This is a genomic window from Corallococcus sp. CA047B, from assembly GCF_003612065.1.
GTDB lineage: Bacteria > Myxococcota > Myxococcia > Myxococcales > Myxococcaceae > Corallococcus > Corallococcus praedator.
Window position 1 is genome coordinate 24,061 of sequence record NZ_RAWD01000050.1, and the last position, 12,632, is coordinate 36,692.

Consider the following 12,632-nt stretch of genomic DNA (forward strand, 5'->3'; position numbering starts at 1 on the left):
CACTGTCCTCCTCCTGGACCCTCGCTGTGCTAGGAAACGGTTCGTCATGGAACGAACGATGGATGCAGGGCCGGACCTCGCCGCGCTGGCGGGCGCCGTGGGGGATGCCACGCGGATCCGGATGCTGGAGCTGCTCATGGAGGGGCGGTCGCTCGTCGCCAAGGAGCTGGCCTTCGGCACCGGCGTCAGCCCCGCGACGGCCACCGTGCACCTCAAGCGCCTGGAGCAGGCCCGGTTGATCCGCTCGACCCGCCAGGGGCGCAACAAGGTGTTCCGGCTCGCCACGCCCACCGTGGCGCGGATGGTGGAGGCGCTGATGACGGTGGCCGTCCGAGGACCCCGGGCCTCGGCCACGCCGGAGCCGCTCCGGGCCGCTCGCTACTGCTACGACCACCTGGCGGGAAGGCTCGGGATGGGCATCACCGATGCGCTCCTGCGCGGTGGGCACCTCTCCCTGCGGCGCCGCGCCTTCGCGCTGACCCCGAGCGGCGAGGATTGGTTCGAGGCCTTCGGCATCGAGCTGGCCCCCTTGAGAGAACAGCGCCGCCAGTTCGCCCACCGCTGTCTGGACTGGAGCGAGCGGCGCGACCACCTGGCCGGGGCGCTGGGGGCGGCGCTCGCCTCACGGGTGTTCTCGCTGGGCTGGGTGGAACGTCAACCCGACTCGCGCGGACTCGTCGTCACGCCCTCGGGCCAGCGGGGCCTGCGCCGTCACTTCGGCGCGCTGTGAGCGGAGAGCTCCGCGCGTTCCTTCGCGCGCTGGATGCCAATGGACACGGCCTCGCCCACGACGCGTGAGAGCCCGTGGATCTCCAGCGCTTCCAGCCCCGCCACGGTGATGCCGCCCGGGGTCGCCACCTCGGCGATGAGGCCCGTGGTGGTGGCGCCGGGTTCGGCCAGGAGCTTCGCCGCGCCAATCAGCGTGCCCCTCGCGAGTGCCGCCGCCTCCGTGGCCTCCATCCCATGGGCCATCGCGGCCTGGGCCAGCGCCTCCACGAAGCGGAACACATACGCGGGGCCCGTGCCGGACACACCGGTGCAGACCGTGAGCTGCTCCTCCGTCACCCACAACGGCTGGCCCGTCGCCGCGAACAGGGTGTCGGTCGCCTGCCGCGCGGCCTCCGTGACCCGCGTGCCCTCCGTGAGCGGTGTCAGCCCCGCGCCCACGCCCACCGGGGTGTGCGGCATGGCCCGGATGACGGCGACCGTGGACGGCAGCGCCGCTTCCAACTGCGCGAGGCGCACGTCCGAGGACAGCGACACCACCACCTGGCCTGGCTCCAGCGCGGGGGCGATGAGCGCCATCACCTCCGCCATCTGCGCCTGTCGCACCGCGAGCATCACCACCGCCGCGCCGCGCACCGCCTGGGCGTTGTCGGTGAGGACGTGCACGCCGTGCCGGGAGCGCAGCTCCTCGCCCCGTTCGGGCCGGCGCACGGTGACGCGGAGGTCGGACGGGCTCACCTGTCCGGAGCGCAGCAGCCCCTTGATGATGGCTTCCGCGAGCTTTCCTCCACCAAGGAGGACGATGGGTGTGGGGACGGGATGGGACGCCATGGCGGGCAGTCTACTCCTAGAACTTCACGCCCACGGTGGTGCGAAGCTGGGTGTCCATCGCCGGCACCGTCGCGGGGGGGCGCTGTCGTAGGTGAGGTTGAAGCCGATGCCCACCGTGCCGAAGGTGAGCCCGGTGGCCTCCTCGTTGAACAGCACGAAGCGTGGCCCGGCACCCAGGAGGGCTCGCAACCGGAGCCGGCGGAACTCGTTGTATTCGTGCTGGACGAACGCCTCGCCGGACACGCGCTCCGTGAAACGCCTCCGGAAGCGCACGTGCTCCAGGACCTGGCTGACGATGCGCTCGCCGCTGGCGAAGGAGTACTCGCCCCGGATGACGCCCAGCCAGACGTTGCGCTCGGAGCGGAGCTGCCCCACCAGCGAGCCGCGCACGGAGAACAGCTGCGTGCTGCCCGTGCGCCAGTCGCCACCCAGTTCGATCGCGGCCGCCGGTCCCAGCTCCGCCTTCTCGTCGAAGAGCGCCTGCACGTTGACGATCTGCGCGGACGCGCTGCCCGCCAGGAGCAGCCCCGCCAGCACCCCCCACCCGACCTTCTTCGCGTGATTCATGCCTGCCTGCTGTGCCTGCTCGGAGCCGCTCGTTCAACCCCGTTGTGGGAGAAAGGACGGTGACGGGCCATGGGCGGGCCCGGCCATGCTTCCACCGGAGCCGTTGTGCGGGCGGCAGCCTCTTGATGGCGCCCGCGCGGACCGCCAGCTTTCAACTGGGATGATCTCATCCCACTTCGATTGGAGGGGACTGCCCGACGGGCCAGAGGCCGGCCGGGCCGCTCTCCGAGGAGGCTGTCATGGCAACCGAAAACGTGAAGGCCGGGGGCTCCGGGGGCTCGAGCACCCCACGGGCTGGGACCCAGGGAACGGAGCAACCCAGGCAGGCCGACGTCCCACGCGAAACCGCTCCCACCCGCGCTTCCTCCAGGGGCTCGGGAATCTCGCGCCGCGAAGCGCAGGTCCCCGCCGTCCAGAGGGGAGGCATCTCCCAGAGTCCATTCGGGTTCTTCCGCCGGATGATGGAGGACATGGATCAGCTCTTCATGGACTTCGGGATGGGACGCGGCCTCGGCCTCCGGAGCGGAGGCGACGTGGAGTTCGGCACCTGGTCGCCGCAGGTGGACGTGGTGGAGCGGGACGGAAACCTCCTGGTGAGGGCCGACCTGCCCGGGATGAAGCAGGAGGACATCCAGGTCGAGGTGCGCGAGGACCTGCTCATCCTCGAAGGTGAACGGAACTTCGAGCAGGAGGAGGAGCAGGAAGGCATCTGGCGCATGGAGCGCGACTTCGGCTCATTCCAGCGCGTCGTACCGCTCCCGGAAGGCATCGACACGGAATCCATCCAGGCCCGGTTCGAGGATGGCGTCCTGGAGGTCTCCATGAAGCTGCCGCAAGCCAGGGCCCTGGGCCGGCGCATCGAAGTGAAGGGTGGCGCCAAGGGCGCTCCGAAGAAGCCCATCCACTGAAGGGCCCCGCGCTTGACGGCGACCGAAGGGCGGAGCATGCCTCCGCCTTTCAGCGCCCCTTTCTTCGCTCGGAGTGCCCCATGCAGGTGCAGATCATCGATGCCTTCACCCAGACCCCGGGGCAGGGAAACCGGGCAGGGGTGATGCTCGACGCGTCCTCGCTCGATGTCCCCACGATGCAGCGGATCGCCGCCGTGGTGGGGGCCTCGGAGACGGCCTTCGTCCTGTCCCGGCCGGAGGACCCCACGGTGCGCCTGCGCTACTTCACGCCCGTGGATGAGATTCCCTTCTGTGGTCACGCCACCGTCGCCACCTTCCACCTGCTCGCGGAGAAGGGGCTGCTGCGAAGCCCGGGCACCTACCGCCTGGAGTGCCCCGCCGGCATGTTCGACATCGAACTGGAGCCCCGGGGCCCGCGCGGGACGCAGGTCTGGATCGTCACCCCCCAGCCCGCGGCGCAGCCCAGCCCCGTGTCGTTGGAGGCGCTGATGCCCCTGCTGGGTGGCACGGTGGCGCAGGTGGACACGGGACTGCCGGTGATCCGCCAGGGCCACCGGCTGGTGGTGCCCCTGAGGCGCAGGGAGGACCTGGAAGCGCTGGCCCCCAGGGGCGCGGCGATGAACGCCCTGTTGATGCCGCACGGGGTGCGGGGCGTGTATCTCTTCACGCGGGACGCGAAGGAGGAGGGCAGCGTGGCGCAGGCGCGCTACTTCGTCCCGGGCTTCGGCATCCTGGAGGATCCCGTGACGGGCTCCGCCGCGGGCCCGCTGGCGGCCTACCTCGCGGAGCACGGCGTCCTGCGCCTGCCGGAGCAGGGCGGCACCGTGAGCAGCCGCATCGAACAGGGAGACACCCTGGGCAAGCCGGGCCGCATCGACATCGAAGTCACTGGCAGGCCGGGCCGCATCGAGCGCGCCCGCGTCGGTGGCGTGGCCCTCACCGTGATGGAGGCCACGATCGTCGCGTAGGGCATGTGGGTGTCACGCCAGCAAGCCGCTGCGGGCATTCTGTGTTTGGGAAACACCCGCGCGATACGGCCGCCAACATCGCGTGCGCGAGCCCTGGACTTTCGCGGCCGGTCGGGTCGCGCCAGGGGCGAAGACGACCCAGATTCCAACGCAACCCTGTGCAGGTAGCTTCGCGCCGCGCTCCTTTCGACGCTTCCCTGGAGGTGCCCTGCACCCGGGAGCTGGAAGAGGAGCCGCGCCCGTTCCGAAATCGAAAGAGGCTCGTATGAAGTCAGAAGCACGGCAGTGGTGGGGGTGGATGCTCTTCGTGGTCAGCGCCGTGATGGTGGGCTGTGGGGGCGAGCCGTCCGCCTCCGGTGCCACCCAGGAGGCACGGACGCAGCCACTGGCGTTGAGGACCGCCAGCAACCGCCTCACGCAAGGGGGCCGGATCGCCGCCGGCTGGTACCACTCCGTGGCCGTGCTGGAGGACGACACCGTGTGGGCCTGGGGCGAGAACACCTTCGGCCAGGTGGGCGACGGGACGAACGCGACCCGGAGCTCGCCGATGCAGGTGGCGGAGCTGACGGGTGTCACGCAGGTGAGCGGGGGCGCCTACCACTCGGTGGCGTTGAAGGCGGATGGCACCGTGTGGACCTGGGGCTACAACGTCTATGGCCAGCTCGGTGACAGGACGACCTTCGCGCGCAACGCGCCGGTGCAGGTGGACGGCCTCACGGAGGTCACCGCCCTCGCGGCGGGGGGCTACCACTCGGTGGCCTTGAAGGCGGACGGCACGGTGTGGACCTGGGGCTACAACGGCTACGGCCAGCTCGGGGATGGGACGGACACGGAGCGCGCCCAGGCCCTTCAGGTGCCGGACCTCACGGGAATCACTTCCATCGCCACGGGGCGCAACCACGTGCTGGCGTTGAAGGAAGACGGCACGGTGTGGATCTGGGGCGACAACACGTTTGGCCAGTTGGGTGACGGGACGACGGTGCACCGACGTTCACCGGTGGAGGTGCAGGGCCTGACGGGCGTCACGGGCGTCTTCGCTGGCATCTTCCACTCGTTCGCCGTGAGACAGGACGGCACGGTGTGGGCCTGGGGCTACAACGTCTATGGACAGCTCGGAGATGGGACGACCCTGGAGCGCCATGCGCCCGTGCAGGTGTTGGACCTCACGGACGTCACGGCCCTGGCCGCGGGGGGCTTTCACACGCTGGCCCTGAAGCAGGACGGCACGGTGCGGGCCTGGGGCTACAACGGCTACGGCCAGCTCGGGGATGGCACCGACAATGAGCGCAGTAGGGCCGCGCTGGTGCCGGACCTCACGGGCGTCACGACCGTGGCCGCTGGCTACAATCACTCGCTCGCCGTGAATGCGGACGGCACGGTGTGGACCTGGGGCTACAACGATTACGGCCAACTGGGTGACGGGACGACCGTGCACCGACGTTCGCCGGTGGAGGTGCCTGGACTGGCGGGCGCTGAAAACGCACTCCAGGGTCCCTGAATCCAGCGAGCGCCTGTCCGCGTCGCGCGCGGGATGCGGGAACCCGAGCTGAAGCGCGGGCTCGGCGGTCACGATGCCAGCTCGCTCTCTTGGCGAGGGTGCCGGGCCCGCCCGGGTGCCGTGCGCCCTCGGGAGAACGACAGGCCGGGCTTTGAGCGGCGGGGGGCTCGGGCGAGACTGGAGGGCGGTGCCCATGCCCTCCACTTCACCCACCCTGCGACAGTGCCTGGACGGCAGGCGCAACAATCTGGACTTCATCCGGTTCGTGGCCGCGGTGGGCGTCATCTTCTCGCACGCGTTCCCCCTGGGACAGGGTGCGGGAACGCCGGAACCGTTCGAGGCGCTGACCCGCGGGCAGATGACGCTGGGCCGGCTGTGCGTGGCGGTGTTCCTGCTCATCAGCGGCGTGCTCATCACCCAGAGCTACGAGCGCTCGCCGAGCATGGCCCGTTACCTGTGGGCGCGGGCGCTGCGAATCTTCCCAGGGCTGGCGTGCGTGTTGTTGGCGACCGTGTTCCTGCTCGGGCCCGCGCTGACGGAGCTGCCCCTGGCGGGCTACTTCCAGTCGCCGGAGACGTATCTCTATCTCCAGCGCAACCTCGCCCTGTACCAGCCGCAGTGGAACCTGCCCGGCGTCTTCCACGGCAACGCCTACCCGGACGCGGTGAATGGCTCGCTGTGGACGCTGCTGTACGAAGTGGGGTTCTACCTGCTGGTCGCGGGGCTGGGCGTGGTGGGGCTGCTGCGGCGCCAGGTGGCCCTGGTGGCCTGGGCGGTGGCGGCGCTGGTGCCCTTCGTGCCGCGCGTGGGCCCCCGGCTGAACCTCTGGCCGGAGCTGTATCTCTACTTCGGCGGTGGCCTGTTGCTGTACCTGTTCCGGGAGCGGCTGCGGATGAGCCCCTGGCTGGCGCTGGGCTGCGTGGGAGTGCTGGTGGCGACCGCGCGCTGGGGCGGCCTGAAGTACGCCGTGGGGAGCTGTGGCACGTACCTGGTGCTGTACCTGGCCTTCCTGCCGAGCCGCCTCTCAAGCTTCGCGCGCCACGGAGACTTCTCCTACGGCGTGTATGTCTATGCGTTCCCCGTGCAGCAGACCGTGACCTGGCTGATGGGTGGCTCCGTGGCGTGGTGGGTGAACGCGACGCTGTCGCTGCCCGTGGTGGTGCTGCTCGCGGCGCTCTCCTGGCATCTGGTGGAGAAGCGGGCCCTCCGGCTGAAGAACTCGCCTCCGGTGTTCGGGTTCATGGCCCGTTTCTCTTTCGGGAGTTTTCGCCGACGTGGGTGAGCTGAAGTCATCGCGGACCGGTGTGGCGTCCCCCTGACCCAGCGGCGTGATGGGTGCACGGTCGGTAAGGTCGCCGACTCCCTTTTCTGGTGATCCTCCGGATACGTCTCCGCGGCGACGCCTGGGAAGGAGTCCATCGAATACCGCGTGCGGAGAAACACGATGTCTCAAGAGCGAAGAAGCAGGCTGTTCTGTCTGGCTGTGGGCCTGATGGTCGCGCTGGCCGGGTGCGTCTCCGAGGATGCGTCCGGAAGCGCGCAGGTGGTGGTGACGCTGCCTCAGGGGCTGAGTGCCAGTGATGTGGTGCGGGTGGAGTTGACGGTGAGCGGAGAGGGGATGACCGCTCGCACCGACGCGCTGGTGAAGACGGGCGCCCAGTGGGGCGGCGTGCTGGGAAAGCTTCCTGAGGGAGAGGGGCGCACCTTCCATGGAGAGGCTTTCGACGCGCAAGGTGCGAGGCGCTACGAGGGAGAGGCGACGGGTGTCCGAATCTTCACCGGTGAGACGACGGCGGTCGCGCTGGTGCTCCAGGAAGTGAATGCCCCCGCGCCCTTTGAAAACACGGCGCCCGTCATCACCTCGCTGGTGGCCAGTCCTTCGACGGTCGGACCGGAGGGGGTGGTGGCGCTCCAGGCGAGCGCGGAGGACTCCGACGCGGAGGACGACCTCACGTATGCATGGACAGCGAGCGCGGGCAGCTTCAGTTCGCCTGGCAGCCTCACCACGACGTGGGTGGCGCCTTCCGTGCCCGGCGCGGTGGTGTTGACGTTGACGGTGACGGACTCGAAGGGGGCCTCGGACGCCGTCAGCCTGAGCATCACGGTGACGAGTGGCACGGGGAGCGTGGCCGTCAACGTGACGGTGAATACGTGGCCCAGGGTGACAGGGGTGACGGCGATGCCCTCATCCGTGGCGGTGGGGCAGGCCACGTCCGTGACGGCCGTGGCGGGTGATGCGGATGGGGACAGCCTGGGCTACCAGTGGACGTCGGATTGCCAGGGCACGTGGACGGATGAGACCTCTCCGAACGCGAGCTTCACGCCGACAGCGCAGCCGCCCATGGGAAGCGCGTGCGCCCGGTGTTCGCTGAGGGTGACGGTGGCGGACGGCAGGGGAGGGCAGACAACAGGGACGCTGGGCGTCTGCGTTGGGCCCTCGACGCAGGCGCGCTTCCCGCCGGAGGTGGTGGAGACGTTCCAGTCCGTCGTCAGTGTTCCGGCGGAGGGGGGAACCGTCGTCTTCAGGGTGAGGGCGAAGGACCCGCAGGACAGCGCGCTCACCTTCGCCTGGGCCACCAACGTGGGGGCGCTGGGGGCGGCCTCCAGCGGCGGTGTGACGAGCGAGGTCCTCTGGACGGCGCCTTCGTGCATCCCCGAGGGCACGACGCCCGCGGTGACGGTGTCCGTCACCAACGCGCTGGGGCTCTCCTCCAGCGCTTCCTTCGGTCTGCAAGGGGGCACGGTCTGCACGGCACCGTCGGGGCGCGTGATTCGAATCGCGGGCTCCTACTACTCCACCATGGCGTTGAAGCAGGACGGCACCGTGTGGACCTGGGGCCGAAACAATTTTGGCAACCTTGGGGATGGGACGACCGTCAACCGCGACACGCCAGTGCAGGTGCAGGGCCTGACGGGGGTGACTGCCATTGCACCAGGCGACACCCACATGCTCGCCCTGAAGCAGGACGGCTCCGTTTGGGCCTGGGGTGACAACGGTGCCTATGAGCTGGGGGACGGGACCACGGTCCCTCGTCCCACCGCGGGGCCGGTGCCGGGTCTGACGGACGTCGTGGCGATCGCGTCAGGTGGCTATCACTCGCTGGCCTTGAAGCAGGACGGCACCGTGTGGGCCTGGGGCTGGAATATCGACGGCTCCCTTGGAGACGGCTCGAAGGCCGCGCGCGCGGTTCCGGTCCAGGTGCTGGGGTTGACGGGCGTCGTGACGCTCCGAGCTGGCTGGCACCACATGATGGCCGTGAAGCAGGACGGGACCGTGTGGGGCTGGGGGCTCAACTCCAGAGGTCAACTCGGGGACGGGACGACCGCTGAGCGCCTCACGCCAGTCCAGGTCCAGGGCTTGACGGATGTCGCGGCCATTGTCCCTGCCGCCTACCACACGCTGGCCTTGAAGCAGGATGGCACGGTGTGGGCCTGGGGCTACAACGACTACGGACAACTCGGGAATGGGACGACCACCAGCAGCTCCTCGCCAGTGCAGGTGCCGGGCCTGACAGGTGTCGTCGCCCTTGCCGGGGGCCGATACCACTCGCTGGCCCTGAAGCAGGACGGCACCGTGTGGGCCTGGGGTTGGAACCACCGTGGCCAGTTCGGGGATGGGACGACCACCCACCGCGGCGTGCCAGGACGGGTGCCAGGCCTGACGGGGGTTTCGGCACTCACCGCGGGGCAGCAGTCCACGTTTGCCTTGAAGCAGGACGGCACCGTGTGGGCCTGGGGTGACAATGGCTGGGGCGCCCTGGGGGCCGGACCGTCCACGGACCAGCACTCGCCCGTGCAGGTCCACGTGTTGGGGCACTGAGACGTCGAACGGCCGCCCCGCGCCCCGTGGGCAGGGCGGCCGTTGCGTAAGAGGCGTCGTGAGCCACGCGATGCTGTACGTGCGCACGAGTTGAGCGTGGGGCGTCTGGTTATCGCTGGTAGCCGATTGCGATGATCTGGCCTGACGCGTCGCTGCTCACGAACAACTCGCCATTGGGGCCCACCCCCAACCCCACCGGCCGATGCGGCCAGCCGGCTGCGGTGTCGCTGGTGCCGTCGAACTCGAAGAACGGCTCGTAGCGAACCGGCAACCCGTTCTCGAACACCACCCGCGCCACCTCGTAGCCCTGGGCGGGCTGTCGATTCCAGGAACCATGGAAGCTGACGAAGGCGTCGTTGACCACCTCGGGCGGGAAGGACGCGCCGTCGTAGAAGATGATGTCGAGCGGCGCAACGTGAGCGGGCATCGCCAACATTGGAGGCACCACATTGTTGACGTCGCGGCACCACGCATCGGAGTGGGTGCCATCATTCATGAAGCCCGGATCTGCCCACTGTGTCTTCGGGCCCATTCCCACGCCAGCCGGAAGCAGGAACTCACTGAAGCAATAGGGGTAGCCATAGAACCGCCCGGCTTCAGCGAAGAGATTCAGCTCTTCAGCGGGATTGTCGGTGTGGATGTCGCCCCCGAGGTCAGCACGGTTGAGGTTGTCTCGCCCGTTTTCCACACCCCACAGCCGGCCCTGGCTGTCGAAACGCAGGCCCGCTTCGTTCCGAAGGCCATCGGCAAACACCTCGCCGTCCGTGAAGGCCACGTTGCCCGCCTGAACCTGGGCCGCGGTGAAGCGACGAATGCGAGCGCGCGTCGAGTTGCTGTCCACGTTCGCGGCTGAACCGACGCTCACGTAGAGGCGGCCTTCGGCGTCGAAGATGATGGTCCGGGTGACATGGCCGCCCGCGGGGATGCCGGTCACCACTTCTTGCTGGCCGCTCAGCGCTGCCCTCATTCCGGTTGCGAACGGCCAACGCAGGACGCGCGTCGCGGAAGAGGCATAGAGAAATCCGTCGTGCAGTGTGATGCCATGGTTGAGCCCGCTGACTTCGACCAGCGTCGCCCGTTCGGACGAATCCGAAACGCCGTCACCGTTCGAGTCGTAGAGCGCGGTGACTCGGCCCGCGCTGCGCTCGACCACCAGGACGTCTCCGTTCGGAGCGACGATCAACCCTCGCGGATCAGAAATGGTCGCCCAGGTCCATGCACAGTACCCCGCTGGCAACCTCGCATTGGCCACGTTGGCGCTCGCGGGCCCCAGGCAACTGTTCTTGAGAGAAGCGCCGGCATCGGAACTCCCGCCGCCGTCGGCCACACCGGCGTCACCCGTTGGGTTTTGATCTCCGGCATCGGTCCGATCCCCGGCATCCATTTCGACGCCGGCATCGCTCCCGGTAGAGGACGGGTCTGAACAACCCAGGAGGACAGAGGCACAGAGCGCTGCGACGAGCCCAAATCGCTGGTGAGACGGGAGGGAGAAGCATCTTCCAGTCATGGTGTTATTGCCTCAAAGAAAGAGGGGTTTGCTGCGGCCCGTGTTCCTTGTCGAGCGCTCCAGTGCTCCTGGCCGGGCGATCGACAGAAATACGCCCCGAGCCCGCGGGGCACCAGGGACTGAAATTGAATGGGCTTTAAAGGAGAGATTTAAAATGGGGTGCGCCCTGCGGGCATTGAAGAGGACACCGACGCGGCGATGCTTCACTTCGCACTGGGCCAGAGCGCGAGGGCAAGTACGAGATCGCGCCGCGGGTCGTTCTCGTAATCCAGGCTGGCGGTTGAGGTCTGGCAGCATACCAGCGCCCCCCTACCGTAGGTTCAACTGGTGCGAGGTGGTCGTGCCGAACAGCGCATTGCCGGGTACGCACGAGGTGTGAAGTGTGAGGCAGCGTCGCTCATTGACACTCGCGCGCTGTTGGGGCCACGCTGCGACGATGACCAATACTCGTCACAGTGGCTCCCTTCGACAAGCGCTGACTGTAGTGGCTGCGTTCGCGCTCATGCTCGGCATCGGCAACGAGGCTGAGGCTCAACAAACGGGCAAGACGACCCGATACTGGGATTGTGCCAAAGGAAGCGCTTCGTGGACTGGGAAAGCCTCAGTTACCGGTCCGGTTAAAGCTTGCGCAAGCGATGGCGTCACCGTGCTCAGTCCGAATGCGCAAAGCGGTGCGAATGGTGGTACTGCCTTCATGTGTAACAACAATCAGCCATGGGCTGTGAATGATAGTCTGGCGTATGGGGTTGCCGCAGCGTATGTGCCCGGCGGGTCAGAAGCCACTTTGAGCTGCGCCTGTTACGAATTGACATTCACCAGCGGGTCCGCGAATGGCAAGAAGATGGTGGTTCAGGTTGTTAATACGGGAGGGCCTTCGGGTGACACCCATTTCGACCTGCTAATCCCTGGCGGGGGTGTTGGCATGTTCAATGCCTGTACGCCTCAGTGGAATGCTCCCTCCAGTGGTTGGGGTGCCCAGTACGGCGGCATCAGCAGTCGAGATCAATGCTCCATGCTGCCGTCTCAATTGCGGCCGGGCTGTTATTGGCGATTCGATTGGTTCAAGAACGCGGATAATCCTACCGTGAGCTTCAAGCCGGTCGCCTGTCCCACGGCAATCACCAATAAAACTGGCTGCATCCGCAAGTAAGGTAGGCGAACGTATCGTTGACCCCCTGCGCGGGCCGGGTTCCTTCGGGGACTCGGCCCTTTGCTTTCTGAGGGAGTGATCGGGCGAATGAGCTAACCCAGAGCCCGTTTGACGCGATCGCCGAGGTTTGATCTCCTCGGGGCATGAGCGAAGGACTTCCCACGCCGGAGAAGTTGCGGCGGACCATCGTGCGCGCTTTCCACGAGGAGGGCCTCTCGTACGAGCAGATTGCCCACTTGCTGGGCATCGGAGAGGCCACGGTCAGTGCAATACCTCCATGATTCGCGAGTACGGATGGGCGCCCGTGGGCCAACGGTGGAGGCGGAGGGAATCGAACCCACGGCCGGCGTTGCGAAAACCCCAGCAGAATCGCGCCCTTACCTCGCAACCGCCCGGAACCACTCGGATTCGACTTCCCTCCGCGTCCCGCCCTGTCCCGGTTCGTCCCAACCCGTTCCGCAGCCTCCTGCGACATACGTGCAACATGGCGCCAGCCCCCGAGCAGTGAGGGCCGGCACCTGGGCGCCGTCCTACCACGGTGATCACGGCGGTTGAGGCGGGTAGCCGCAGTAGGCGAACCAGGTCGCTGCGTCCTGTGGCCGCACGGTTGCGAGTGCCTCTCGCATCGCTTCGCGGAGGGCCACATGCGTGCGGGCG

At 68.0% G+C, this 12,632-nt stretch carries 11 protein-coding genes; 8 read left to right on the forward strand and 3 right to left on the reverse strand.

The genetic code is table 11. The annotated features are described in order from the left end of the window. The first annotated feature begins 46 nt into the window (after nucleotides 1–46). Nucleotides 47–730 (forward strand): helix-turn-helix transcriptional regulator, encoded by a 684-nt coding sequence (locus D7X74_RS11205; RefSeq protein WP_167508719.1) that lies wholly within the window; start codon nucleotides 47–49, stop codon nucleotides 728–730. Here D7X74_RS11205 and proC read toward each other — a convergent pair. After that, a complete protein-coding gene (gene proC / locus D7X74_RS11210) occupies nucleotides 712–1,557 on the reverse strand; it encodes a pyrroline-5-carboxylate reductase (protein ID WP_120532927.1) in 846 nt (281 codons plus the stop codon). The genes D7X74_RS11205 and proC overlap by 19 nt on opposite strands. Before the next feature lie 24 nt (nucleotides 1,558–1,581). Beyond that, nucleotides 1,582–2,124 (reverse strand): DUF481 domain-containing protein, encoded by a 543-nt coding sequence (locus D7X74_RS11215; protein WP_233602055.1) that lies wholly within the window; start codon nucleotides 2,122–2,124, stop codon nucleotides 1,582–1,584. Nucleotides 2,125–2,594: 470 nt separating this feature from the next. Here D7X74_RS11215 and D7X74_RS11220 point away from each other — a divergent pair, with 470 nt between their 5' ends. The 5 genes from D7X74_RS11220 to D7X74_RS11240 all read left to right on the forward strand — a co-directional run bounded on the left by D7X74_RS11220 (nucleotide 2,595) and on the right by D7X74_RS11240 (nucleotide 9,318). After that, entirely contained in the window at nucleotides 2,595–3,032 is a 438-nt protein-coding gene (locus D7X74_RS11220) for an Hsp20/alpha crystallin family protein (protein WP_158622214.1), read from the forward strand. Between the two features lie 80 nt (nucleotides 3,033–3,112). After that, nucleotides 3,113–4,000 carry a PhzF family phenazine biosynthesis protein gene (locus D7X74_RS11225; protein ID WP_120532929.1) on the forward strand — a complete coding sequence of 296 codons (888 nt, stop codon included), beginning with the start codon at nucleotides 3,113–3,115 and terminating at the stop codon, nucleotides 3,998–4,000. Nucleotides 4,001–4,265: 265 nt separating this feature from the next. Beyond that, nucleotides 4,266–5,498, forward strand: coding sequence for an RCC1 domain-containing protein (locus D7X74_RS11230; protein WP_120532930.1), 1,233 nt, complete (start codon nucleotides 4,266–4,268; stop codon nucleotides 5,496–5,498). A 193-nt stretch (nucleotides 5,499–5,691) separates the two neighbouring features. Then, nucleotides 5,692–6,780, forward strand: coding sequence for an acyltransferase (locus D7X74_RS11235; RefSeq protein ID WP_120532931.1), 1,089 nt, complete (start codon nucleotides 5,692–5,694; stop codon nucleotides 6,778–6,780). Nucleotides 6,781–6,942: 162 nt separating this feature from the next. Continuing rightward, on the forward strand, nucleotides 6,943–9,318 hold the full coding sequence (locus tag D7X74_RS11240; RefSeq protein ID WP_147446540.1) for an Ig-like domain-containing protein: 2,376 nt from the start codon (nucleotides 6,943–6,945) through the stop codon (nucleotides 9,316–9,318). A gap of 109 nt (nucleotides 9,319–9,427) precedes the next feature. Here the strand turns inward: D7X74_RS11240 and D7X74_RS11245 are convergent, their stop codons facing one another. After that, entirely contained in the window at nucleotides 9,428–10,702 is a 1,275-nt protein-coding gene (locus D7X74_RS11245) for a sorbosone dehydrogenase family protein (RefSeq protein ID WP_158622215.1), read from the reverse strand. A gap of 625 nt (nucleotides 10,703–11,327) precedes the next feature. Between D7X74_RS11245 and D7X74_RS11250 the strand changes: the two genes are divergently transcribed. Together D7X74_RS11250 and D7X74_RS11255 are read left to right on the forward strand one after the other, a co-directional pair. Further along, nucleotides 11,328–11,975: a hypothetical protein gene (locus D7X74_RS11250; RefSeq protein ID WP_158622216.1), complete on the forward strand. Its 648-nt coding sequence runs from the start codon at nucleotides 11,328–11,330 to the stop codon at nucleotides 11,973–11,975. A gap of 143 nt (nucleotides 11,976–12,118) precedes the next feature. After that, a complete protein-coding gene (locus D7X74_RS11255; protein WP_120532935.1) occupies nucleotides 12,119–12,256 on the forward strand; it encodes a sigma factor-like helix-turn-helix DNA-binding protein in 138 nt (45 codons plus the stop codon). The last annotated feature ends 376 nt before the right edge of the window (nucleotides 12,257–12,632 follow it).

Bases quoted from the DNA above. Each gene is read 5' to 3' on its own strand.
- D7X74_RS11250 (WP_158622216.1), top strand. From the start codon at position 11,328: ATGCTCGGCATCGGCAACGAGGCTGAGGCTCAACAAACGGGCAAGACG.
- D7X74_RS11205 (WP_167508719.1), top strand. From the start codon at position 47: ATGGAACGAACGATGGATGCAGGGCCGGACCTCGCCGCGCTGGCGGGC.
- D7X74_RS11220 (WP_158622214.1), top strand. From the start codon at position 2,595: ATGGATCAGCTCTTCATGGACTTCGGGATGGGACGCGGCCTCGGCCTC.
- D7X74_RS11245 (WP_158622215.1), bottom strand. From the start codon at position 10,702: ATGGATGCCGGGGATCGGACCGATGCCGGAGATCAAAACCCAACGGGT.
- proC (WP_120532927.1), bottom strand. From the start codon at position 1,557: ATGGCGTCCCATCCCGTCCCCACACCCATCGTCCTCCTTGGTGGAGGA.
- D7X74_RS11230 (WP_120532930.1), top strand. From the start codon at position 4,266: ATGAAGTCAGAAGCACGGCAGTGGTGGGGGTGGATGCTCTTCGTGGTC.
- D7X74_RS11225 (WP_120532929.1), top strand. From the start codon at position 3,113: ATGCAGGTGCAGATCATCGATGCCTTCACCCAGACCCCGGGGCAGGGA.
- D7X74_RS11235 (WP_120532931.1), top strand. From the start codon at position 5,692: ATGCCCTCCACTTCACCCACCCTGCGACAGTGCCTGGACGGCAGGCGC.
- D7X74_RS11255 (WP_120532935.1), top strand. From the start codon at position 12,119: ATGAGCGAAGGACTTCCCACGCCGGAGAAGTTGCGGCGGACCATCGTG.
- D7X74_RS11215 (WP_233602055.1), bottom strand. From the start codon at position 2,124: ATGAATCACGCGAAGAAGGTCGGGTGGGGGGTGCTGGCGGGGCTGCTC.
- D7X74_RS11240 (WP_147446540.1), top strand. From the start codon at position 6,943: ATGTCTCAAGAGCGAAGAAGCAGGCTGTTCTGTCTGGCTGTGGGCCTG.